Below are 23755 nucleotides of genomic sequence, written 5' to 3' on the forward strand. Positions count from 1 at the left end.
ACCCTCTCGGGCTTTCCTCCGGGCGCTTCCCTTCGGTCTTGCGTTTCCGACTCTATCAGATCTTTTCTCGATCCGATTTCCTCGGTGCTTTCCGGGCTTCCGCTTTTGTTTCGCGGTTTCCCTTCCGGCGGTTCCGACTTTATCAGAAGTTCTGGGCCGGTCTGACCGGCGGCCATTCATTCCCGATTCATCGGAGGAGGCTTCTGCGGAATCGATACTCCGAGATGCCGATAGATTCTCACTGTCGCCGACCGGGTCACGCCCAGTTCCAGGCAACTGTTCGAATCTACCTCCCCGCTTGATCCGTGTCAACGGCTCTTGCGGGGCGAAGAGGAGACTAGCAGCTCAGCGGCCGTGTCCGCACATCAAGCGGCTGTCGGCAGCGTGGCGCTGCGTTCCGCGGCCTCGACGTCACCCGTCTCGCCGGTACGGACCGCGCGTCCGCCCAGGACATAGACGTAGGCAAGGAAGGCGAGCTCGGCGAGGACGCCGATGGTGATGCGGGACCAGGTGGGCAGGCCGGACGGGGTGACGAAGCCTTCGATGGCGCCGGAGACGAACAGGACCAGGGCCAGGCCGATCGCCATGCCCACGGCGGCTCGGCCTTCCTCGGCGAGGGCGATGCGCCGGGTGCGTGGGCCCGGGTCGATGACGGTCCAGCCGAGGCGCAGGCCGGTGCCGGCGGCGACGAAGACCGCGGTCAGTTCGAGCAGGCCGTGCGGGAGGACCAGGCCGAGGAAGGTGTCGAGGCGTCCGGCCGAGGACATGAGGCCGATTCCGATGCCGAGGTTGAGCATGTTCTGGAGCAGGATCCAGAGGACGGGCAGGCCCAGGAAGACGCCCAGAACCAGGCACATCGCGGCGGCCTGGGCGTTGTTCGTCCAGACCTGGGCGGCGAAGGCGGCCGCGGGGTGGCTGGAGTAGTAGGTCTCGTACTCGCCGCCGGGGCGGGTCAGTTCGCGCAGTTCGCTGGATGTGGCGATGGTGGACTGCACCTCGGGGTGGGTGCCTATCCACCAGCCCAGGACGACGGCCACGGCAGTGGACACGAGTGCGGTGGGTACCCACCAGTGGCGGGAGCGGTAGACCGCGGCGGGGAATCCATGGGTGAGGAAGCGGGTGACGTCGCGCCATGAGGCCCGGCGGGTGCCGGTCACGGCGCTACGCGCGCGTGCCACGAGTTGGCTGAGGCGGCCGGTGAGTTGTGGGTCGGGTGCGCTCGACCGGATCAGGGAGAGGTGGGTCGCGGTGCGCTGGTAGAGGGTGACGAGTTCGTCTGCCTCGGCGCCGGTGAGGCGGCGCCTGCGCAGCAGGGCGTCGAGCCGGTCCCACTCGGCGCGGTGAGTGGAGACGAAGACGTCGAGGTCCATCGGGGTGCCTGCTCCTCGGCTGTTCGTGTCAGCTTTTCGTACCGCGGCGCGATGTGTCCTCAGCTTGGCAGACTGGCCGTTCTTGGGGCAGGTCAGGGAAGGGGCGGCGGACGTGAGTGAGCTGGTGACGGGTGAGGCGGTGGCGCTGGAGCTGAGGCCCGCCAGGTTGCCCAGCAGGGCGCTGGCCGTGTTGCTGGATCTGACGTTGGCTCTGACCGTCTATGTGATCGTGACGATCGGGTTGGTGGTGGCCACGGCTTCTTTGGACGAGGCGGTGCGGTTCGCGTTGTCGATCGCTTCGTTCCTGCTGGTGCTGGTGGGTGGGCCGGTCGCGGTCGAGACGCTCAGTCATGGGCGTTCGCTCGGGAAGATGGCGTGCGGGTTGCGGGTGGTGCGGGACGACGGGGGGCCGATCCGGTTCCGGCACGCGCTCGTGCGGGGGGCGATCGGGGTGGTGGAGATTCTGCTGACGGGCGGGGTCGTGGCGTGTATCGCCTCTTTGGTGTCGGCGCGGGGGCGGCGGCTCGGGGATGTGTTCGCGGGGACGCTGGTGGTGCGGGAGCGGGTGCCGGTCGCTCGGGCGGGTTTCGCGCCGCCGCCTCCTCCGTGGCTGGCGGGACGTTTCTCCGGGCTTGATCTGTCGGCGGTGCCGGATGGTCTGTGGTTGGCCGTGCGGCAGTACCTCGGTCGGATGCATCAGCTGGATCCGCAGGTCGGCTGGAGCATGGCGGAGCGTCTGGCGGGCGATCTCGCGGCGCGGACCGGGGTGCCCGTGCCGCAGGGGGTGCCTCCGGCCGCGTATTTGGCCGCGGTGGTTCAGGAGCGGCAGGGGCGGGAGGTGCGACGGGCTGGTGGGGGTGCGTCGGTGGGCGGTGTGTACGGTCCGGCGGTGAGCGGTGGTGGGGGTGTGGCCGGGGGTGTGGGGGCGGGCTCCGGGCCGGTGGCCGGTGAGGACGAGCGGCGTCCTGCGTCGTCTTCGGGGGATCGGCCCGCGACGGGGTTCGTGCCGCCGGCTTGATGCGGCCCGGCTCGGGTGCGGGTGGGGCTGGTGGGGCCCTCCCCTGTCCGGCTGCGGGGCCCGTGTCTCAGGGGAACGTCGACGGGGGTGAAGCGAGGTCCTCCAGCTCGATTCCCGGGGCTGCCAGGACCACGTCCCCGGCGATGTGGACGGTGTGCTGTTCTCCGGTGTCCAGGGCTGTGACCTGGTATTCGTCCACGGTCAGGGGGCCGTTGTCAGTGGCGTGTGCTTCTCTTTCCAGCAGGGCCCAGGACTGGTCGACGGTGCGCGGGGCGAGGACCGGGTCCGTGAAGGTCACGAGGCGTACGCGGGTCGCGGAGGCGGAAGGGGTGAGGCGCAGGAGACGGGTGGTGGCGATGAGGAACGCCGGGGAGGTGCCGGTGAAGGCGTGGGCGCGCACGTTGCCTTCGGTGGCATGGACCCCAGTGGGGTCGGTACGGACCCAGGTGACGCCGTCCAGGGCGGCGCCGCGGACCTGCCAGCCGCCCGCGTGGAGTTCGAGGCGGATGGGGCGGCCGAGGTCGTCGAGGGTGAGGTCGACGGAGCCGCGGTGATCGCCGCTGGGGGTGGTCAGTTGGGAGACGTAGCGCCAGCCGGAGGGGCCCGGGGCGCACTGGAAGTGTTCTTCCGCGAGAGGGGTGTGATCGTGCGGATCGTGGAGCGAATAGCGGCCGCGGGGCATGGGGGTCCTGAGGTCTGACGAGCTGGTCGGGCGGGTCCGCCGGCGCCCTGCTGGGTGCGGTGGTCCGGTCGACGGGCCCAAGGGGCAGGCCCCCGACACGGGGGTGCGGGGGCCTGCCTCTGAGGTTCTGCCGTCACTGGCCCGACGTGGTGCGGGCGGGGGGCTCAGTAGCGGTAGTGGTCCGACTTGTACGGGCCGTCGACCTCGACGCCGATGTACGCGGCCTGCTCGGGGCGCAGCTTGGTGAGCTTCACGCCGAGCGCGTCCAGGTGGAGGCGGGCGACCTTCTCGTCCAGGTGCTTGGGCAGCGTGTAGACGCCGGTCGGGTAGGCGTCGGGCTTGGTGAACAGCTCGATCTGGGCCAGGGTCTGGTCCGCGAAGGAGTTGGACATCACGAACGACGGGTGGCCGGTGGCGTTGCCCAGGTTCAGCAGGCGGCCCTCGGACAGGACGATGATGACCTTGCCGTCGGGGAAGGTCCAGGTGTGGACCTGCGGCTTGACCTCGTCCTTGACGATGCCGGGGACCTTGGCGAGGCCGGCCATGTCGATCTCGTTGTCGAAGTGGCCGATGTTGCCCACGATGGCCTGGTGCTTCATCTTGGCCATGTCGGCGGCCATGATGATGTCCTTGTTGCCGGTCGTGGTGATGAAGATGTCGGCCTTGTCGATGACCTCGTCGAGGGTTGTGACCTGGTAGCCGTCCATCGCCGCCTGGAGGGCGCAGATCGGGTCGATCTCGGTGACGATGACGCGGGCGCCCTGTCCGCGCAGGGACTCCGCGCAGCCCTTGCCCACGTCGCCGTAGCCGCAGACGACCGCGGTCTTGCCGCCGATGAGGACGTCGGTGGCGCGGTTGATGCCGTCGATCAGGGAGTGGCGGCAGCCGTACTTGTTGTCGAACTTCGACTTGGTGACGGCGTCGTTGACGTTGATCGCCGGGAAGAGGAGGACGCCGTCGCGCTGCATCTCGTACAGGCGGTGGACGCCGGTGGTGGTCTCCTCGGTGACGCCGCGGATCTCGGACGCCAGCTGGGTCCACTTCTGCGAGCCGTCGGTGATGGTGCGGTGCAGGAGTTCGAGGATGACGCGGTGCTCGTCGGACTCGGCGGTGTCGACGGAGGGGACCTTGCCGTCCTTCTCGTACTCGACGCCCTTGTGGACGAGGAGGGTGGCGTCACCGCCGTCGTCCAGGATCATGTTGGGGCCGCCGGTGAGGCTGTTCGGCCAGGTCAGGGCCTGCTCGGTGCACCACCAGTACTCCTCCAGGGTCTCGCCCTTCCAGGCGAAGACCGGGACGCCCTGGGGGTTCTCGGGCGTGCCGTTCGGGCCGACGGCGATGGCGGCGGCGGCGTGGTCCTGGGTGGAGAAGATGTTGCAGGACGCCCAGCGGACCTCGGCGCCCAGGGCGACCAGGGTCTCGATCAGGACGGCGGTCTGCACGGTCATGTGCAGGGAGCCGGTGATGCGGGCGCCGGCCAGGGGCTGCGCCTCGGCGTACTCCTTGCGGATCGACATCAGGCCGGGCATCTCGTGCTCGGCGAGCGTGATCTCCTTGCGGCCGAAGGCGGCGAGGGAGAGGTCGGCGACCTTGAAGTCCTGTCGGTTGTCGACAGTGGTCATTGCGGGCTGCTCCTCGGGGTTGGGGCGAGGTGTGGGTAGGGCTGGTCTGCGCGGCGGCGGACACAGGGGTGCCCTGAGGGGACACAGGCATGCCCGCGTGCGCGCAGCGCAGTCCGTCGGAGGCCCTCTCTCCCTCGGTCGGTCCGTGTCGGGACCGCCCGACCGCCATCAGCAGCGACGTCTGGCTCCGTTCAAAGCTACACGCTGGTCGCCGTCGTCCCCAGTCCGCGTCCGAACAGATCGCGCCGATTACGGGGGGTTGGTCGTGCGGTGGGCGGGTGGGGGCCGGGTTCGGTCGGGTGAGTCAGTGGTCGGCGGCGTGGGGGGTCGGGCCGCCGGGGGTGGCTTGGGGGTCGGGGCCCTGGGCGGCCGCTGCCTCGCTGTAGATGTCCGGCTCCAGGTAGATGACGCGGGCGATGGGGACGGCCTTGCGGATGCGGGCCTCGGCGGCGTCGATGGCGGAGGCGACCTCGGTGGCCGTGTCGTCGTGCTGGACGGCGATCTTGGCGGCGACCAGGAGTTCCTCGGGGCCGAGGTGGAGCGTGCGCATGTGGATGACGCCGGTGACGGTGTCGCCGTCGACGATCGCGGCCTCGATCTTCTTCACCTCGTCCAGGCCGGCGGCCTCGCCGAGGAGCAGCGACTTGGTCTCGGCGGCCAGGACGAGGGCGATGAGGACGAGGAGGATGCCGATGAAGAGGGTGCCGATGCCGTCCCAGACGCCGTCGCCGGTGATCAGGGCGAGGCCGACGCCGCCGAGGGCGAGGACCAGGCCGATGAGGGCGCCGAAGTCCTCCAGGAGGACGACGGGCAGCTCGGGGGCCTTGGCGCGGCGGATGAACTGCGACCAGGAGAGCTTGCCGCGCAGTTCGTTCGACTCCTGGATGGCGGTCTTGAACGAGAAGCCCTCGGCGATGATCGCGAAGACGAGGACGCCGACCGGCCAGTACCAGTGCTCCACCTCGTGGGGGTGCTTGATCTTCTCGTAGCCCTCGTAGATGGCGAACATGCCGCCGACGGAGAAGAGGACGATCGAGACGAGGAAGGCGTAGATGTAGCGCTCGCGGCCGTACCCGAAGGGGTGTTGCGGGGTGGCCTCGCGCTGCGCCTTCTTGCCGCCGATCAGGAGGAGGAACTGGTTGCCGGAGTCGGCGAGCGAGTGAACGCCCTCGGCGAGCATCGACGAGGAGCCGCTGAAGGCGAACGCCACGAACTTCGATGCCGCGATCGCGAGGTTGGCGCCGAGTGCCGCCACGATCGCCTTGGTGCCGCCTGACGCGCTCATGTGTCCGCGTTGTCCCTTCGCCTTCGTACGTATCGCCTTCGTACGTATCGCCTTCGTGCGTACGCCGTCCGGGGTCCAGCCTCGTCGTGGCTTTGCCCGTCCTTTGCCGGTGGGTCATTCTTGCAGCCCGCCCGGGCACGGGCGCGTCAGGTGTCCACAGGTCCGGTCATACGATCACAGTGGCCCGGAAGAGTGTTCCCGTGCCGGACACCCGGGCCGTCTCGCCCGCCGGGACGAACACCGACCGGCCGGGGGTGAGGTCGTACTCCCCCGCCCGGACGGCGCCCGCCGTGCACAGCAGGATCTGCGGGGCGGGGCGGGTGAGGTCGTGGGCGGCGGTGCCCGCGGGGAGGACGTACCGGGACAGCCGGAACTCGTCGATGGGCGTCTCGTAGACCTCTTCGCCGTCGGGGGACGCCTCGGGGCGCAGTACGCCGGGGTCGCCGGGTTCGAAGCGGACGACGCGCAGGAGCTCGGGGACGTCGACGTGCTTGGGGGTCAGGCCGCAGCGCAGGACGTTGTCGGAGTTGGCCATGATCTCGACGCCGAGGCCGTTCAGGTACGCGTGCGGGATGCCTGCGCCGAGGAAGAGGGCCTCGCCGGGTTGCAGGCGGACGTGGTTGAGGAGCAGGGCGGCGATGACGCCGGGGTCGCCGGGATAGTGGTGGGCGATGCCGGCGTAGGGGGCGTAGGGGCCGCCGAGGCGGTCGCAGGCGGACGCGGTGGCGGCAACGGTGTTGGCCATCTCCGTGCGGTCGGCGGTGAGGACGGCGGTGAGGACTTCCCGCAGGGCGGCTTCCTCGGGGTGGGCGCGCAGCAGGTCGGCGTACGGCTTGAGGGAGTCGACGCCGAGTCCTTCGAGGAGGTCGGCGGTGCGGGCGGGGTCGCGGAAGCCGCACAGGCCGTCGAACTCGGTGAGGGCGCAGATGAGTTCGGGTTTGTGGTTGGCGTCCTTGTAGTTGCGGTGGCCGGCGTCGAGGGGGATGCCGCGGCGCTCTTCGTCGGCGTAGCCCTCCTTCGCCTGTGTGAGGTCGGGGTGGACCTGGAGGGAGAGGGGGGCGCCGGCGGCGAGAAGCTTGAGGAGGAAGGGCAGGCGGGGGCCGAACCTGGTGACGGCGCGGGGGCCGAGTTCCTGCTGGGGGGCGGCCCGGATCACCTCGTCGAGGGTGCCGCGGGCGGTGCGCGAGGGGGCTCCGGGGTGGGCGCCCATCCACATCTCGGCCTGCGGCTCGCCGGTCGGCTCGACGCCGAGGAGGTGCGGGATCGCGGTGGGCGAACCCCAGGCGTAGGGGCGGACGGTGTTGTCGAGGCGGTCCATGCGCTTGTCTCTGCCTGCTCTCTCTGTCGTGCGGCGCGTACGACGCTCAGGGATGGCCCAGAGGGTTACACCAGCCTCGTCAAGCTCCCGTGGCGAGCGCGAGGTAGATGGCGGCGAAATCCGTGATGGCGATCAGTTCGGCGAGGGTCTCGAGTTCGTCGCCGGGTTCGGGTTCGAGTTCGCTGATCGGCGTGTCGTGGCTGAGGGCCAGCTCACGGGCGGCGCGGGCGGCGGTGAGGCCCTCGATGGGGCGGTCGCGCAGCAGCACTACGCGCGCGTGCAGGGCGGGTGCTTCCTCTACGCGGTCGCGGAAGAAGTCGTCGGGGTCGGCGCTGGCGGCGAGGGGGCCGGCGAGGAGGGCGCTGTGTTCGGCGAGGGCCTCGGGGAGTTCGGCGACGAGGGCGGGGCGGCCGGCAAGTTCCGCGAGGGCGGCGGCGAAACGGCGGCCGGCGGGGCCGGCGGAGACGCCTTCGGTCCATACGACGGGCAGCGCGTCGGCGAGTTCGGCGGCGAGGGTCTTGGCGGGGTTGCTGTAGGTCGCGATGGCGGGGCCGCAGCGCTCGGCGATGTGGTCGAGGCGGTCGGCGACCTTCTCCAGGGCCTCGGTGGGGGCGGAGATCAGGGTGATGCGGTCCAGGAGGGCGAGCAGGGGGGTGAGCAGGGCCCACAGTACGCCGGGGGCGGACGCGGTGGGGGGTTGTTGTTCGTCGTGTTCGTAGGGGGCGGCCGCCATCGGGACGAACAGGCCGTGGGCGACGCCGGAGGACTCCGTGAGGGGGGAGCGGGCGGGGGCGACGGCGACGACGGTGCAGCCTCGGCGGTACGCCTGCTCGGCGAGCAGGGAGAGGCCGGGTTCGGTGCCGTCGGGGGTGGCGATGAGGAGAAGGTCCACGGAGCCGGCCCAGCCGGGGAGTTCCCAGCGCAGGGCGCCCGCGGCGGGGGCTACGCCGGTGGGGGCGAGGCGGGTGACGGGGCAGGCGGCGCCGGCGAGGGTGCGGAGGAGGTCGGCGACGCAGGCTGCGGCGGCGCCGGGGCCGGCGATGAGGATGGCTCGGGGGCGGCCGTCCGGTTTCAGTTCGTGGACGCCGGCCTCTGTGGCGTGGCGGGCGGCGGTACGGACGCGGGCGCCGGCTTCTGCGGCGCCGCGGAGCAGGGCGCGGCGGTCGGCCTCGGCGAGGGCCTCCGGCGTGTCCAGCAGCGATTCGTCGAGCATGGGGTCAGTCTCCGGTCGCCGGGGGTCGGGGGGTAGGGGTGCGGCGGGGTGTGCGGTACCGGGGGGCTGTTGGTGGTGAGGTGCGGGTGGGCGGGGGTGGGCCGGGGGTGGGTTGCGCAGCCCGGCGCCGGCGGGGTGCCGCCCGCGCCCACCCGTGCCGCCCCAGCGGCACGATTGCCCGCGGAGGGGCGGATGGGCGGATGCGGCTGACGGGAGCCGGCCGCGGAGGGGCGGGCACGGCTGACCGGGAGCTGGTCGGCGTCTGACGGACGCGCCGGTCGACGGCAGCTGCCCGCAGATTGACGGCCGCAGATTGACGGGCGCGGCTGATCGGGAGATGGCCGCTCTTTGACGGAAGCTTCGCGGAGCGGCTGTCGGTTGGGGCCGGCAGGGCTGAGTGGCCGTGGCGGTGCCGCGCCGGGGCGTCGGTGGTGGGGAGGGCGTGAAGGGGTGCTGCCGGGCGGGAGGGAGCGCGGCTGGGGGTGGGTGGGCGCCCTGTGGTCACGCCGGGCGGCGGGCCTCGTCGACCAGGAGGACGGGGATGCCGTCGCGGACGGGGTACGCCAGGCCGCAGTCCTGACCGGTGCAGATCAGCTCGGCGTCCTGCTCCTTGAGCGGGGCGTGGCAGGCCGGGCAGGCGAGGATCTCCAGGAGGCCGGCTTCGAGCGGCATGGGATGTCCCTTCGGGGTGGTGGTGCGGTGTGCGGTTGTGCGCGGGCGCGCCTGGTCAGCGTACCGCCGGGAAGGGGCCCGGCGCGGGTCGGCCGGGCCACGGGGACGGGGCGGTGACGTACCCCGCCGGCCTTGGGGAACGGCCCGGTTCAGGCGCGGATGAGGTGCAGGATCTCGTCGCGTACCTTCGTCATCGTCGCCTCGTCCCTGGCCTCCGCGTTGAGGCGGAGGAGGGGCTCCGTGTTGGAGGGGCGGACGTTGAACCACCAGTCGGCGGCGCTGATCGTGAGGCCGTCGAGTTCGTCGACGGTGACGTCGGCGCGGTCGGCGTACGCCGCCCTGATCGCGGCGAGGCGGGCCGCCTGGTCGTCGACCGTGGAGTTGATCTCGCCGGAGCCCGCGTAGCGGTCGTACTGGGCGACGAGGCCGGAGAGGGGACCGTCCTGGCCGCCGAGGGCGGCGAGGACGTGGAGGGCGGCCAGCATGCCCGTGTCGGCGTTCCAGAAGTCCTTGAAGTAGTAGTGGGCGGAGTGCTCGCCGCCGAAGATCGCGCCGGACCGGGCCATCTCCGCCTTGATGAAGGAGTGGCCGACGCGGGTGCGGACCGGTGTGCCGCCGTTCTCCTTCACGACCTCCGGGACGGTCCAGGACGTGATCAGGTTGTGGATGACCGTGCCCTTGCCGCCGTTCCTGGCGAGTTCGCGGGCGGCGACCAGGGCGGTGATCGCGGACGGTGAGACCGGCTCGCCCCGTTCGTCGACGACGAAGCAGCGGTCGGCGTCGCCGTCGAAGGCGATGCCGAGGTCGGCGCCCTCCTCGCGCACCCGGTGCTGAAGGTCCACGATGTTGGCGGGGTCGAGGGGGTTGGCCTCGTGGTTGGGGAAGGTGCCGTCGAGTTCGAAGTACATCGGGACGAGGGTGAGGGGCAGGCCGGCGAAGACCGTGGGGACGGTGTGGCCGCCCATGCCGTTGCCCGCGTCGACGACGACCTTCAGGGGGCGGATGGCGGTGAGGTCGACGAGGGAACGCAGATGCGCCGCGTAGTCCTCCAACGTGTCGCGGCGCGTGACGGTTCCCGGCGTGGCCGTCGGCGCGGGCGCGCCCGATGCGAGCCACTGCTCGGCGAGTTCACGGATCTCGGCGAGGCCGGTGTCCTGGCCGATCGGGGCGGCGCCGGCGCGGCACAGCTTGATGCCGTTGTACTGCGCCGGGTTGTGCGAGGCCGTGAACATGGCGCCCGGCAGATCGAGCGCGCCCGAGGCGTAGTAGAGCTGGTCCGTCGAGCACAGGCCGATCTCGGTGACGTCGACGCCCCGGGCCGACGCGCCGCGCGCGAAGGCGGCCGCCAGGCCGGGTGACGAGGGCCGCATGTCGTGGCCGATCACGATGGCCGACGCGCCGGTGATCCGGACGAACGCCGCTCCGAACAGTTCCGCGAGCGACTCGTCCCACTGGTCCGGGACGACCCCGCGTACGTCGTACGCCTTCACGATCTGCGACAGATCAGCAGCCACGGCCAACCCTTCTGAAAGTCCTGTGGTTCGGCCCAAAACTACCCGTCCGGTCCGGCACTCCGCTGTGGGTCCGCTGGGTGGACTTCCAGACGTAACGTCCAGGTCAAAAGGCGCCCGCAAGGGGTCCGCCCAGGAACGGGCGGGGGGAATCAGTTGTCCGGCGAGCGCAGGACGCGGAGGTGTCCCCGGCGGGCGACCTCCATCGGGTCGGCCGCGCGGCTCCCGCCGCCGGCGCCCGCCGCCCGCTCCTGCGGACGGGCCGCCTCACGGACGGCGTTGGCAAGCGCTTCCAGGTCGTCGCCGCTGGGCCGGGCCGGGGCCGAGCCGTCGAGGAGGCGGACGACCTCCCAGCCGCGGGGCGCGGTGAGGCGCTCGGAGTGCTCGGCGCACAGGTCGTAGCAGTGGGGTTCGGCGTAGGTCGCGAGCGGGCCGAGGACCGCGGTCGAGTCGGCGTAGACGTACGTCAGCGTCGCGACGGCGGGTCGGCCGCAGGCGGTTCGCGAACAGCGACGTACAGGGCTCACGACGTTGGACGGTACCGCACTCTTGAGCGGGCCGCGACGACTCTCCACCAGGTCACTCCACCGTGTCGTGTTGTGAAACGCCTCACGGGCACCTCCTGTCATACCCCGCTGACCTGCATGAACGCCAGTCTTTAGCGAAGGCTTCGGGGATGGATCCGGTCGCCTGTCGGGACAAACGCCCTCAATTGCCATGAGCTTGCCGGTCTCGGAGAGATACGGAATCGAGCCCAACCTTGGCTGGAATGGTCATCCTGCGACACGCGGTGATCAGTGGCCGGACGGTGACGGTGATGGCGCGTGGGGCGGGGCGCCGGGGCGTGCCGGGGACTACGCTTCAGTAGTGATGGACAACCCCGTACCGCCCCGTGCCGCAGGCCCCGGGCCCCGCCGTCGTGATCGACACGGTCGGGGCATGCGGGGGCCCATCGCGCCGCCCCAGGTGCCGTTGGCGGCCAGCCGGGCGGAAGCGTTTGCTGATCTGGTGCAGGACTCCGTGGAGCGGCTGGAGCGGCGGTGGCCGCAGCTGGCCGAGATCGACTTCCTGGTGCTGGAGGTGCCTCGGCTGGACGGGGCGGCGGGGCGCGGGCCGTGGAACGACGAGGCGGTACCCCTCGGGGGGACCGTGGCGGCGCGGGACGGGCGGCGGGCTCGGGTGGTGGTGTACCGGCGGCCGGTGGAGATTCGTACGAAGGGGCGGGACGAGCGGGCCGCGTTGGTGCATGAGGTCGTGGTCGAGCAGGTTGCCGAGTTGTTGGGGCTTACTCCGGAGACGGTGGATCCTCGGTACGGGGAGGACTGAGCCGGTCGTCGCGTGGTGACCGGTGTTGGGCTGGGCCGGGGGTGGGTTTCGCTCGCCAGCGCCGGCGGGGTGCCGCTGCTCCCACCCGTGCCGCCCCAGCGGCACGACTGCCCGCAGCTACGGCGACAGAAGTGCCATCACTTCTGGAGTACCTCCAGGTTCTCGTCCGCCACCGGTACCGACACCGTTCCCCTGTCGTTCGGGAGGGTTTGGATCGTGAAGCCCGGGGTGTCCTTGTCCGTCGAGGTCAGGAGGCGGGAGGCGTAGACCGGGGTGTCCGTCGTCTGTTCCACCGTCAGGGCGTAGGTGCCTTTCAGGCCCGCGGGGACGGGCGGGGTGATGTCCTGGGTCGTGCCGGCCTTGATCGTGTACGTCTTGGACGTCGTCGTGCCCGCCTCGGTGCCCGCCGAGGCCGTGATCTTGATCTGGGCGGTGCCCGTGGGTGCCGTCAGGGAGAGGGTCGTGCCCTTGGCCGTGTTGGCCACGACCGACGCGCGCGGGCCGACCGCGGCCGTGGCCGGGATGAAGGCCGACTCCTGGTTGTCGCCCTTGCCACGCACGATCCGGACCGCCGCCACGACCGGCGTCTTCCCGCCCGTCGGTGTGAGGACCAGGGAGCCCGCCTCGCCGCGCGTGACGTCGCCCAGGTCGACCGCGGTGGTCATGCCGGCCTTGAGGTGCAGCGTCTCGTGGCCGGCCGGGGTGATCAGGCCGCTGGCGGAGGCCAGTTGGATCTTGAGGTCGGCGTCGGCGTCGCCCGGCGCGAAGGCGATCAGGCGGGCGGAGACGGCGTCCTTGGGGATGCCGGGGATGACCAGGCTCTCCGCCGGGTCGCCGGCGGCGGCCAGCCAGTCGCCACCCAGTTTGGCGTCCAGGGCCTGGACGGCGGCGGCCACGCGCCCGCTGCGCACGTTGACGTGCACGGTCAGTTCGTCGAGCTTCTCGCCGGTGAGCGTGGACAGCAGGATGGGGTCGGTGGAGTGCGGCTTGACGGTGATGTTCTCGCCGACCGTCGTCGCGATGGCGCCGTCCTTGCCGTAGAGCTCGATGTCGACGACGGCGGCGGAGTCGTCCGGGTTGGTGAGGTGGACGTAGTCCGTGCGGTCGGCGGCCGTGCTGGCGCCCGGGAACCAGAACTCGGCGTCCGGGGCGGTGCAGTTGACGCCGAGCAGGCCGCGGCCCGTGCCCACGGCGACCTCGGTGGTCTCCTGCACGGTCCAGCCGGGCGCGTACCCGCCCTCGGCGGTTCCGATGAACGCGGGCGTGTCGCCGCCGCTGGTGGATCCGGTGGCCGGGGTGCCGGGCGCCTTCGGGGTGAGGACCGGCTTGGCCGGGGTCTTCTTCTTGCCGCCCTTGCCGGACTTGGCGCCCTTGGCGGCCGTCGGGTCCGCCGACTCCTCGGTGGCGGCGGTCAGTTGGGCGGTGCCCTTGCCGCTCGCGCCCCGGACGACGGGTGTGAACGACGTGTACGCCGTCTCCGCGATCTCGGAGGTGCTGGGCGCCGGGCAGACCAGGCTGGTGCGCTCCACGGGCATCTCGGCGGCCGCCTTGGCGGTGGCGGTGCCGGTGGTGTCGGGGGCGGTGAGCACCGCGAGTCCGGTGACGGCGGTGAGCGCGGCCGTGCCGGCGATCAGGGACAGGGTGGTGCGGTTCACTGCTGGCTCCCGTCGGGGCGCTCGCTGCCGGTGCCGTGGGGGTGGTGCTGCGCCGGGTCGTAGGAGGGGTCGTAGCCCTGGCCGTACGCCGGGTCGTAGGGCTGCTGGTACGCCGTCTGGTCGTACGAGGCACGGGTCCCGCCCTCGTACGCGTAGGGGTCGTACTGGCCGCCCTGGTAGGGGTCGTACGTCTGCTGGTCGTAGCCGCCGGCCGGGTACTGCTGGGCGCCCTGGTACGGGTCGCCCGCGTAGGTGTCGTAGCCGGCGCCGGCGTAGTCCGGGGTGTCCCAGTCGCCGTAGGGCTGCTGCTGCGGGACGGCGGCCGGGGGCCGGTCCGGCTCGGGGGACTGCGGGTCCTCCTCGCCGGCGGGCTCCTCGGCCTCGGCGCGGTCGCGCAGGCGGCGGGCGCGGCGGCCCTCGCCGCCGACGGCCTGGGCGGGCAGGGGCTGTTCCTCCTCGGGGAGGTCGTCGTCCACGTCGCGGCGGCGGCCGGGCAGGGCGAGGACGACGAGGACGAGGGCGAGGAAGCCCTGCGTCCACAGCCAGGCGGTGTGGGTGAACGGGTCGTCGTAGACGACGTCCAGCCTGCCGCCGGAGGCGGGGAGTTCGAAGCCCTGGGCCCAGCCGTCGAGGGTGGTGGCCTTGAGGGGCTTGCCGTCCAGGGTGGCCGTCCAGCCGTCGGCGGCGGTGTCGGCCAGGCGCAGGACGCGGCCGTCGGTGCCCTCGGGGATCTCGGTGTGGATCTCGACGGGGCCGGCGGCGACCGCGGTGGTGGTGCCGGAGCCGGAGGCGGGCACGATGGCCGCGCGGGAGACCTCCCGGTCGACCGTCCACAGGGCGCTGCCGCCCTGCTGGCTGAGCCGCTTCAGGCCGGGGGTCGCGTCCAGGACGCGGGCGACCTCGCGGGGCGCGCCCTTGTGGACGAGGACGTAGGCGACGGCGAACTTGCCGAGCTGGTCGGCCTGGTCGGCGCCGGAGCCGGCGACGAGGTTGGCGACGACCTTGTCGAGCTGCCCGTTCTCGCCGTCGGCGGTGGCGAGTTCGGCGTCGCCGAGGCGGGCGCCGGAGCCGCGCACCAGCATGTAGTCGACGTGGGCGGTGGAGTCGCTGTCGAGGACGAGGGTGCGGGCCTGGTCGCGGTTGCCGGCCTCCTCGGCGACGAACGCGGGCACCTGGACGGGGTCGCGGCGCTCCAGGGGGCCGTCGGCGCCGCCGATCATCCAGCCGGCGGCGACGAGCAGCGGGCCCGCGGCCGAGGCGAAGGCGATCAGGGCGGCGACGGGCTGGCGCCAGCCGAAGCTCTGCTCGGCGACGCGCGCGCGTGCCCCGTCGGCGCCGAGGACGGCGGCGGCGATGAGGGCGATGCCGTAGACGAGGGTGGCGGGGCCGGCCCAGGTGGAGCCGTTGGACAGGGCCGCGAAGACGAGGCCGACGAGGGCGATCGCCCAGGCGATCCAGATCGCGTACTGCCGCTGCGATCGCAGGAGGGCGGCGAGGGCGGCCAGGACGACGCCGATGAGCATCAGCCCGTCGACCGTGCCGGGCCCGCCGGGGCTGGCGCCGAGGAGGTCGAGGGCGCCGGCGGCCGAGGCGCCGTAGTCGAGGCCGGCCTGGGTGAAGAAGCCGAGCGGCAGCAGGGACAGCGACCAGGGCGCGAGGACCAGCAGCGGGGTGCCGAGCTGGGCCAGGAAGCGGGGGCCGTAGCCGATGAGGTCGGTGCGGCGCAGGGCGAGGACGGCGAGGCCGAGGGTCAGGGCGATGGGCCAGACGATCGGCGTGAACGCGGTGGTGATCGTCAGTAGCAGTGCGTAGGCCCAGGTGGCGCGCCAGCTGCCGCGGGCGCCGGGGCGACTCGTGAGGCCGCTCGCGGCGATGCCCGCGCGCGCGATGAGCGGCAGCAGGACGGCGAGGACGGCGGTGCCGACGCGGCCGCCGGCGAGGGCGCCGGTGGCGGCGGGCAGGAAGGCGTAGACGATGGCCGCCCACGCGCGCAGCAGGCGGGATTCGACGAGCGGGCGGGAGGCGAAGTACGCGGTGCATCCGGCCAGCGGCACCGAGCAGACCAGCAGGACCGTGAGCGCGAGGCCGGTCGAGCCGAACAGCAGGGTGGCGAGCGTGGCGATGATCGCGAGGTAGGGCGGCGCGGAGGGGGTGCCGCCGGCGCCGACGGGGTGCCAGGCGTCGAGGTAGCGCGACCACAGGTCGGAGGCGTCGGCCGGGGCGGGCAGCAGGGCGCCGCCCGCGAGCGCGCCGCCGCCCAGCAGGTTGCGGCAGGCGGCGAGGGAGACGAGCAGCAGCACCAGGAAGAGCACCGGTCCCGGCTTGCGGGCGATGCGCTTGAGGCGGGCGAACTGCTCGACCTCCAGGAAGTCGGCGTCGTCGCCGCCGGGCCCGGACTCCAGTCCGCCGCCGTGTCGTCCGGCCGCGGTCGACTCGGTGTCGGAGCCGCCGAAGACGTTGCCCGCGGCCTGTTCGAAGGTGGCCCGCACGGTCGCGCCGGGCGGCGGGAACAGGGCCCGCAGCTCGTCCTTGTCGATGGCCGGGCGGCCGCGCCTGCGCCGGCCGGCGATGATCCGCTCGGGGCGCAGCAGGGTGCCGAGCAGGCCGCGGATCTCGTCGACGGCCTGTCCGGGGACCTTGCCGACGAGGTAGGCGAGGGTGCGCAGGAGGGTGCCGAGGACCACGCGCAGCAGCACCCAGGGCAGGGCGGCGGTGCGCGTGTTGACGAGCAGGGTGTAGACGGCGCCCGCCTTGTCGACCTTGTGCGGGGAGGCGGTGGTGCGGCCGGCGCAGTCGACGGCGCGGCGCTCGCGGGAGGCGGCCTCCGCGTGGCGGACGACGGCGTCGGGGGCGATCAGGACGCGGTGGCCGGCGGCGTGGGCGCGCCAGCACAGGTCGACGTCGTCGCGCATGAGGGGCAGCCGGCGGTCGAAGCCGCCGAGCTGTTCGAAGACGTCGCGGCGGATCAGCATGCCCGCGGTGGACACCGACAGCACCGAGCGGACGTGGTCGTGCTGGCCCTGGTCCTGCTCGCGGCGGTCCAGGCCGGTCCAGCGGCGGCCGGAGGAGGCGATGGTGACGCCGACCTCCAGCAGCTGCCGGCGGTCGTACCAGCCGCGCAGCTTGGGGCCGACGACCGCGACGTCGTCGCGGCCGAGGTCGGCCTCGGTCTCGACGACCCGCAGGAGCTCGGCGAGGGCGTCGGGTTCGGGGGCGCAGTCGTCGTGCAGCAGCCACAGCCACTGGACGGGCTCGCCGTGCGGCAGCTCGGGCAGGTCGTAGGCGTCGTCGCGCCAGGTGCGCGTGACGGGGTCCCAGCCGCTGGGCCGCTTCAGGTACGGCAGGTCGTCGGGGGTGAGGACCGGCGCGGTGCGGTTGGCCTCCTCGACGGCCTGGCCGAAGCCGGTGCGGCGGGCGAGGTGCAGCACGCGGTCGTCGCCGAGGGCCTCGGTGACCAGTCGCGCGGAGTCGTCGGCGCTGCCGGTGTCGGCGGCCATGACGGACTGGACGGGTCGCTCCTGGCCGAGCAGCCCGGCGAGTGCGTCGGGCAGCCAGCGGGCACCGTCGTGGGAGACGAGGACCGCGGTCACGACATGACGCGGAAACTCTGGTGTGGCAGCGGCTTCGTGATGCCCTGCCGGGTGGCTGTGCACGGTCATCGAGGTACGGGCCCCGGTTCGATGGACTGCGGTGGACGCCTGTGCCATATGGGGGTGGCGGGGCGTCTCGGACGAGCGACCACACTATCGGCTGGGCATGACCGCGGCCCGCCGCCTGTGGATAACCCACCTGCGACGGGCCGTTCGAACGTCTTTCGAAGACGGTGGACGGGGGCCGGGGTGCCCCCTCGGGTCGGACGGCGACCTGCTTCGGACCGCGGCTCTCTTCAGACCGCGACTTCCTTCAGACGGCCGCCTTCTTCAGACGGCGGCGTTCCCGTTCGGACAGGCCGCCCCAGATGCCGAAGCGTTCGTCGTTGGCGAGGGCGTATTCGAGGCACTCGGAGCGGACCTCGCAGGCGAGACAGACCTTCTTGGCCTCGCGGGTGGAGCCGCCCTTCTCGGGGAAGAAGGACTCGGGATCGGTCTGGGCGCACAGCGCGCGCTCCTGCCAGCCGAGTTCCTCGTCCGCGTCGTCGACCAGCAGTTGCTGCACCAGCTCGGTCATGTGCGCCCCTCGTCTGTCTTTCGCGTCCCCGTGACGTGGCCGTTACCGATTTCGGCTGAACGACACGAGTGAAATTACAAGTGTGCTGCTCCGGGCGAGTCAAGCCGAGATCTGCTATTGGGCCCCTTATTCACTCTGCGGAACCAAGGCCGTGCGGAAAGTGTTCAAATCGGCATAAACCTTGACACGCAGAGGGAGCCCTGGAGGGCCTCCGGCCCCGCACAGGGCCTGTGCAGGGGAGGACGCCCAGAAGGTCGATCTCGTTCCGACGCGCGCGTCGTGGCCATCCGGATCACGGTCCGATCACGGGATCACAACGAGGCTTGCGCGCCCGGCTTGTGCGCCATGTGTCCGGGCCTGCGGATGAACAAACCTTTCGCCGCCGAGATGAACCGGATGAGGTGAACCATGTCCCACATGGCGGGCGTCGAGTTGACACTCCGGGTGTGAACCGCTGTCCTTGTGGGCATGCTCGCGAATCAGGCACTCACCTCGACCCGCACCGCCGGGTCCCACGGTGCTGCCCGCGCTCGCTGTCGCTGTCGCTGTCACAGCTGTTGAGCCACACCCGCTCCAGCTGTGGGCCGAGCCTCCCGTGACTCGGCTTACGTTCCCTCTGACCTTTCTTTCACTGAGGAACCACCGCACCCCATGAACAGCGACAGCGACCTCCAGATCGCCGGCGACATCCTCGAAGTCCCCCACCTGCTCCAGATCCCGCGCGAACACCCGGCCACCGTCGCCGAGTTCGTCGGACTGGCCCGCTCCATCGCCGCCGACCGCGCCCAGTGGGAGCACCTGGTGCGCTATGACGCGGTCAGTCGCTGGTACCACCGGCTGCGCACCGGCCCCGGCTACGAGGTGTGGCTGCTGTCCTGGGTGCCCGGTCAGGGCAGCGGGCTGCACGACCACGGCCGCTCCTCCGGTGTGCTGACCGTGCTCGACGGCACGCTGACCGAGCGGACCGAGCGCGGCACGCGCGCGCTGGGGGCGGGCGCCGAGCGGGTCTTCGCGCCCGGCTATGTGCACGAGGTCGTCAACGACACCCTGGAGCCGGCGGTCAGCCTGCACGTCTACCACCCCGGCCTCACCGAGATGCCCATGCACACGGCCCCGCACTGCGAGGCCCGTCCCGAGGCCGGCGTCGAGGCGCGTTCCGTGACTGCGTGACGCGTTGTCGTACCCGCCTGCAAGACTTGGCGCATGCGCATTGTGGTTCTGGCAGGCGGCATCGGCGGTGCCCGGTTCCTGCGCGGTCTGAAGCAGGCCGCGCCGGACGCGGACATCACGGTCATCGGCAACACCGGGGACGACATCCACCTCTTCGGGCTGAAGGTCTGCCCGGACCTCGACACGGTGATGTACACGCTCGGCGGCGGCATCAACGAGGAGCAGGGCTGGGGGAGGGCCGACGAGACCTTCCATCTCAAGGAGGAGCTCGCCGCGTACGGCGTCGGGCCCGAGTGGTTCGGCCTCGGCGACCGGGACTTCGCCACGCACATCGTGCGGACCCAGATGATGGGCGCGGGTTATCCGCTCAGCGCGGTCACCGAGGCGCTGTGCGATCGGTGGCAGCCGGGCGTGCGGTTGATCCCGATGACCGACGACCGCGTCGAGACGCATGTCGCCGTCGAGCTCGACGGCGAGCGCAAGGCGATCCACTTCCAGGAGTACTGGGTGCGGCTGCGCGCGTCCGTGCCGGCCGAGGCGGTCGTGCCGGTGGGCGCCGAGCACGCCAAGCCGGCGCCCGGTGTGCTGGAGGCGATCGCCGCGGCGGACGTCGTGCTCTTCCCGCCGTCCAACCCGGTCGTCTCCGTCGGCACGATCCTCGCCGTGCCCGGCATCCGGGAGGCCATCGCGAACGCGGGCGTGCCGGTCGTCGGCCTCTCCCCCATCGTCGGGGACGCGCCGGTGCGCGGGATGGCCGACAAGGTGCTCGCCGCGGTGGGCGTGGAGTCCACGGCGGCGGCGGTCGCCGAGCACTACGGCTCGGGGCTGCTCGACGGCTGGCTCGTGGACAGCGTGGACGCGGGCTCGGTGGAGCGGATCGAGGCGGCCGGCATCCGCTGCCGGGCGGTACCGCTGATGATGACGGACCTCGACGCGACCACCGAGATGGCCCGCGAGGCGCTGGCACTGGCGGAGGAGGTGCGGGGGGCGTGAGCGGGGCAGCGGGAGAGGGCCATGACTATCGGGTCTGGGCCGTGCCGGGGATTCCCGAGGTCTCGGCCGGGGACGATCTCGCCAAGTTGATCGCCGCCGCCGAACCGGGGCTGGCCGACGGGGACGTCCTGCTGGTCACCTCGAAGATCGTGTCCAAGGCGGAGGGACGGATCCTGCGGGCCGCCGACCGGGAGGCCGCGATCGACGCCGAGACGGTACGCGTGGTGGCCCGGCGCGGCACCCTGCGGATCGTCGAGAACCGCCAGGGCCTGGTCATGGCCGCCGCGGGCGTCGACGCCTCCAACACCCCCGCCGGAACCGTGCTGCTGCTGCCCGAGGACCCGGACGCGTCCGCGCGCGCGATCCGCGAGGGCCTGCGCGCCCTCCTCGGCGTCACGGTCGGCGTCGTGGTCACCGACACGTTCGGGCGACCCTGGCGCTCGGGGCTCACGGACGTGGCGATCGGCGCCGCCGGCGTGCGCGTCCTGGACGATCTGCGCGGCGGCACGGACGCGCACGGCAATCCGCTGAGCGCGACGATCGTGGCGACCGCGGACGAACTGGCCGCCGCCGGCGATCTGGTGAAGGGCAAGGCGGCCGGCCGGCCGGTCGCCGTCGTGCGCGGGCTGCCGCACGTGGTGGCCGAGGACGACGGCGAGGGGGCCCGGGCCCTGGTGCGCACCGGGCACGACGACATGTTCCGGCTGGGCACCTCCGAGGCGGTACGGCTCGCGGTCACCCAGCGCCGTACCGTACGGGCCTTCACGGACCAGCCCGTCGACCCCGGTGCCGTACGACGCGCGGTCGCGGCGGCCGTGACCGCGCCGGCGCCGCACCACACCACACCGTGGCGGTTCGTGCTGCTGGAGTCCGAGGAGTCGCGGGTGCGGCTGCTGGACGCCATGCGTGAGGCGTGGATCGCCGATCTGCGGCGCGACGGCAAGAGCGAGGAGTCGATCGCCAAGCGCGTGCGCCGCGGCGATGTGCTGCGCAACGCGCCGTACCTGGTGGTGCCGTGTCTGGTGATGGACGGTTCGCACACCTACGGCGACGCGCGGCGGGACGCGGCCGAACGGGAGATGTTTGTCGTGGCGGCGGGGGCCGGCGTGCAGAACTTCCTGGTCGCGCTGGCCGGGGAGCGGCTGGGGTCGGCGTGGGTGTCGTCGACGATGTTCTGCCGCGAGGTGGTGCGCGAGGTGCTCGGGCTGCCGGCGGAGTGGGATCCGATGGGCGCGGTCGCCGTGGGGCACGCGGCGGAGGAGCCACGGGCGCGCGGGGAGCGCGGGGTGGAGGGGTTCATCGAGGTGCGGTGAGCGGGTGACGGCCTACGTCCACCCCCTACGCCTACCCTCGTAATGCCCTCCCTTCTTCGCCGGAACCCCGAGGACCCCGCTCGTGGCAGGACGTTTCGCTCCCAAGCCCACGCGTACGACCGTGCGCGGAGGGCATGTCGTCGTGCCCGCGGGCGTGCCCCGGCAGGGCTCCCCGAGCACGGCGGCGGTGCGGGTGCGGACGTATGTGCCGGACGGGCCGCTCGATCTCGGGCTGGTGCTCGGGCCGCTGAAGCGCGGTCCCGGCGATCCGACCTTCCGGGCGACGCCCGACGGATCCGTGTGGCGGGCCTGCCGCACCCCCGCCGGACCCGGGACGCTACGGGTCGCGGCCCACGGCGAGGAAGTGCGCGGCGAGGCATGGGGGCCGGGGGCCGAGTGGCTGCTCGACGGGCTGCCCGAACTGCTGGGCGGCGCCGACGACCCGTCCGTCTTCGTGCCCCGGCACCGGGTCGTGGCGCTGGCCCGGCACCGGCGGCCCGGGCTGCGGCTCACGCGGACGGGGCTGGTGCTGGAGTCGTTGATCCCGTCGATCCTGGAGCAGAAGGTCACCACCGATGAGGCGTACCGGGCGTGGCGGTTGCTCGTACGGAAGTTCGGGGAGCGGGCGCCCGGGCCCGCGGGGCTCGGTGAGCGGCCCCTGTGTGTGATGCCGGGACCCCGGGAGTGGGCGTTGATCCCCTCCTGGGAGTGGCATCGGGCCGGTGTCGACAACAAGCGGGCGTCGACGATCCTGCGGGCCGTGCGGGTCGCCGCGCGGCTGGAGGAGGCGGTCGGGATGGGGGCGGAGGAGGCTCGGGCGCGGCTGGAGCTGGTGTCGGGGATCGGGCCGTGGACCTCCGCGGAGGTGGTGCAGCGCAGTCATGGGGCGGCGGACGCGGTGACGGTGGGGGACCTGCATCTGCCGGGGATCGTGGGGTTCGCGCTGGCGGGGGACCGGGACGCGGACGACGCGGAGATGCTGCGCCTGCTGGAGCCGTATGCGGGGCAGCGGCATCGGGCGGCTCGGTTGATCCTGCTGAGTGGGCGGGGGCCGGCCCGGCGGGCGCCTCGGATGCCACGGGGGGACATCGGGAAGTTGTAGGCGCGTCGTCGTCGAACGCCGGACGGGGTGACAAACGGGGTTGCCCGTCCGGCGTTCTCCGGGAGACCCCTTACTGGTCCGACGAGAAGCGGACCGCGCCCGCCGGGATGCGGGCGTCGCACCAGACTCTCGCCCCGTCCCGGAGTTCGTTGTCGGGGCCGATGATCGCACCGTCGCCGATGACCGTGCCGGTGAGGACCGAGCGTTCGCCGACGCGGGCGCGGGTGCCGATCAGGGAGTCCGTGATGACCGCGCCGGGTTCGATGACCGCGCCGGGGAGGATCGTCGAACCGAAGACGCGGGCGCCCTCGGCCACGAACGCGCCCTCGCCGACCACCGTGCCGCCCGTCAGCTTCGCGTCGGGGGCGACCCGGGCGGTGGGCAGGACGAGGCGGTCGCCGCAGCGGCCGGGGACCGCGGGCGACGGGGCCCGGCCGAGGACCAGATCCGCCGAGCCCCGTACGAAGGCCGCCGGGGTGCCCAGGTCCAGCCAGTAGGTGGAGTCCACCATGCCCTGGAGGTGGGCGCCGGCGGTCAGCAGGTCCGGGAAGGTCTCGCGTTCCACCGAGACCGGGCGGCCGGCCGGGATCGTGTCGATCACCGAGCGGCGGAAGACGTAGGCGCCCGCGTTGATCTGGTCCGTCACGATCTCCTCGGGCGTGGTCGGCTTCTCCAGGAACGCCAGCACCCTGCCTGTCTCGTCGGTGGGGACCAGGCCGTAGGCGCGCGGGTCCGTCACCTTGGTGAGGTGGAGGGAGACGTCCGCGCCCGTCGACGCGTGGGTCGCCACGAGCCTGCGGATGTCCAGGCCGGTGAGGATGTCGCCGTTGAAGACCAGCACCGGGTCGTCGGGGCCCGAGTGGAGGCGGGCGGCCACGTTGCGGATGGCGCCGCCGGTGCCGAGGGGTTCGTCCTCCGTGACGTACTCGATGTGGAGGCCGAGGGACGAGCCGTCGCCGAAGTACGGTTCGAAGACCTCCGCCAGATAGGACGTGGCGAGCACGATGTGCTCCACGCCCGCCGCTCTCGCCCGCGCCAGTTGGTGCGTGAGGAACGGCACCCCCGCCGCCCTGACCATCGGCTTCGGAGTGTGCACCGTGAGCGGGCGCAGCCGGGTGCCCTTGCCGCCGACCAGGAGGATCGCTTCTGTCACCTTGTCGTCTCTGCTTCCTGCCGGGACCGGCCGAACTGTCTTTCGGCCGGTCAGTGTATGCAGACCGATGTGTGGCGCCTTCTGCGGCCGTGCGGTGTCGCCTCTGCGGTCGTGGTCGCGCGGTGTCCCGTGGCGGTCCACGACCGTCCCCCCGACGGCGCGGTGAATGTGCCCCCCACTGACCG

The 23755-nt window shown here is 72.4% G+C and carries 19 protein-coding genes; 6 read left to right on the forward strand and 13 right to left on the reverse strand.

Translation table 11 applies throughout. The annotated features are described in order from the left end of the window. Nucleotides 1–365 precede the first annotated feature (365 nt). Complete coding sequence (locus ACZ5NW_RS29410; protein ID WP_468746985.1) at nt 366–1370, reverse strand: stage II sporulation protein M; 1005 nt, start codon at nt 1368–1370, stop codon at nt 366–368. Nucleotides 1371–1482: 112 nt separating this feature from the next. Here ACZ5NW_RS29410 and ACZ5NW_RS29415 point away from each other — a divergent pair, with 112 nt between their 5' ends. Continuing rightward, a complete protein-coding gene (locus ACZ5NW_RS29415; RefSeq protein WP_468746986.1) occupies nt 1483–2388 on the forward strand; it encodes an RDD family protein in 906 nt (301 codons plus the stop codon). Nucleotides 2389–2455: 67 nt separating this feature from the next. Here ACZ5NW_RS29415 and ACZ5NW_RS29420 read toward each other — a convergent pair whose 3' ends face one another. The 8 genes from ACZ5NW_RS29420 to ACZ5NW_RS29455 all read right to left on the reverse strand — a co-directional run bounded on the left by ACZ5NW_RS29420 (nt 2456) and on the right by ACZ5NW_RS29455 (nt 11266). Next, complete coding sequence (locus ACZ5NW_RS29420; protein ID WP_468746987.1) at nt 2456–3070, reverse strand: hypothetical protein; 615 nt, start codon at nt 3068–3070, stop codon at nt 2456–2458. A gap of 164 nt (nt 3071–3234) precedes the next feature. After that, complete coding sequence (gene ahcY, locus ACZ5NW_RS29425) at nt 3235–4692, reverse strand: adenosylhomocysteinase (RefSeq protein ID WP_468746988.1); 1458 nt, start codon at nt 4690–4692, stop codon at nt 3235–3237. Between the two features lie 304 nt (nt 4693–4996). Next, entirely contained in the window at nt 4997–5977 is a 981-nt protein-coding gene (locus tag ACZ5NW_RS29430; RefSeq protein ID WP_468746989.1) for a cation diffusion facilitator family transporter, read from the reverse strand. Between the two features lie 166 nt (nt 5978–6143). After that, nucleotides 6144–7295: a mannose-6-phosphate isomerase, class I gene (manA, locus tag ACZ5NW_RS29435; protein WP_468746990.1), complete on the reverse strand. Its 1152-nt coding sequence runs from the start codon at nt 7293–7295 to the stop codon at nt 6144–6146. Between the two features lie 79 nt (nt 7296–7374). Next, on the reverse strand, nt 7375–8508 hold the full coding sequence (locus tag ACZ5NW_RS29440; RefSeq protein ID WP_468746991.1) for an SIS domain-containing protein: 1134 nt from the start codon (nt 8506–8508) through the stop codon (nt 7375–7377). A gap of 501 nt (nt 8509–9009) precedes the next feature. Beyond that, the gene (locus tag ACZ5NW_RS29445; RefSeq protein ID WP_020940431.1) at nt 9010–9180 is read right to left on the reverse strand and encodes a Trm112 family protein; all 171 of its coding nucleotides are present in this window, start codon (nt 9178–9180) and stop codon (nt 9010–9012) included. Nucleotides 9181–9329: 149 nt separating this feature from the next. After that, entirely contained in the window at nt 9330–10694 is a 1365-nt protein-coding gene (locus tag ACZ5NW_RS29450; RefSeq protein ID WP_468746992.1) for a phosphomannomutase/phosphoglucomutase, read from the reverse strand. A gap of 149 nt (nt 10695–10843) precedes the next feature. Then, nucleotides 10844–11266: a DUF3499 domain-containing protein gene (locus ACZ5NW_RS29455; protein ID WP_468177446.1), complete on the reverse strand. Its 423-nt coding sequence runs from the start codon at nt 11264–11266 to the stop codon at nt 10844–10846. 295 nt (nt 11267–11561) lie between these two features. Between ACZ5NW_RS29455 and ACZ5NW_RS29460 the strand changes: the two genes are divergently transcribed. Further along, nucleotides 11562–12017 carry a metallopeptidase family protein gene (locus ACZ5NW_RS29460; protein ID WP_468747339.1) on the forward strand — a complete coding sequence of 152 codons (456 nt, stop codon included), beginning with the start codon at nt 11562–11564 and terminating at the stop codon, nt 12015–12017. Between the two features lie 137 nt (nt 12018–12154). Here the strand turns inward: ACZ5NW_RS29460 and ACZ5NW_RS29465 are convergent, their stop codons facing one another. The 3 genes from ACZ5NW_RS29465 to ACZ5NW_RS29475 all read right to left on the reverse strand — a co-directional run bounded on the left by ACZ5NW_RS29465 (nt 12155) and on the right by ACZ5NW_RS29475 (nt 17839). Then, nucleotides 12155–13672 carry a DUF5719 family protein gene (locus ACZ5NW_RS29465; protein WP_468746993.1) on the reverse strand — a complete coding sequence of 506 codons (1518 nt, stop codon included), beginning with the start codon at nt 13670–13672 and terminating at the stop codon, nt 12155–12157. Further along, entirely contained in the window at nt 13669–17331 is a 3663-nt protein-coding gene (locus ACZ5NW_RS29470) for a glycosyltransferase family 2 protein (RefSeq protein WP_468746994.1), read from the reverse strand. The genes ACZ5NW_RS29465 and ACZ5NW_RS29470 overlap by 4 nt, the downstream gene beginning before the upstream one ends. A gap of 244 nt (nt 17332–17575) precedes the next feature. After that, entirely contained in the window at nt 17576–17839 is a 264-nt protein-coding gene (locus tag ACZ5NW_RS29475) for a WhiB family transcriptional regulator (protein WP_003975777.1), read from the reverse strand. A 651-nt stretch (nt 17840–18490) separates the two neighbouring features. On the opposite strand from ACZ5NW_RS29475, the gene ACZ5NW_RS29480 reads away from it, so the two are divergent. The 4 genes from ACZ5NW_RS29480 to ACZ5NW_RS29495 all read left to right on the forward strand — a co-directional run bounded on the left by ACZ5NW_RS29480 (nt 18491) and on the right by ACZ5NW_RS29495 (nt 22417). Next, entirely contained in the window at nt 18491–19009 is a 519-nt protein-coding gene (locus tag ACZ5NW_RS29480; RefSeq protein WP_468746995.1) for a cysteine dioxygenase, read from the forward strand. Between the two features lie 33 nt (nt 19010–19042). Beyond that, nucleotides 19043–20002 (forward strand): 2-phospho-L-lactate transferase, encoded by a 960-nt coding sequence (gene cofD, locus ACZ5NW_RS29485; protein WP_468746996.1) that lies wholly within the window; start codon nt 19043–19045, stop codon nt 20000–20002. Further along, nucleotides 19999–21315, forward strand: a complete 1317-nt coding sequence (locus ACZ5NW_RS29490; RefSeq protein ID WP_468746997.1) for a coenzyme F420-0:L-glutamate ligase — start codon at nt 19999–20001, stop codon at nt 21313–21315. The genes cofD and ACZ5NW_RS29490 overlap by 4 nt, the downstream gene beginning before the upstream one ends. 82 nt (nt 21316–21397) lie before the next feature. Next, on the forward strand, nt 21398–22417 hold the full coding sequence (locus ACZ5NW_RS29495; protein WP_468746998.1) for a DNA-3-methyladenine glycosylase family protein: 1020 nt from the start codon (nt 21398–21400) through the stop codon (nt 22415–22417). Between the two features lie 70 nt (nt 22418–22487). Here ACZ5NW_RS29495 and manB read toward each other — a convergent pair whose 3' ends face one another. Then, nucleotides 22488–23570, reverse strand: a complete 1083-nt coding sequence (gene manB / locus ACZ5NW_RS29500) for a mannose-1-phosphate guanylyltransferase (protein WP_468746999.1) — start codon at nt 23568–23570, stop codon at nt 22488–22490. Between the last annotated feature and the right edge of the window lie 185 nt (nt 23571–23755).

Source organism: Streptomyces sp. NPDC032126, from assembly GCF_055580085.1.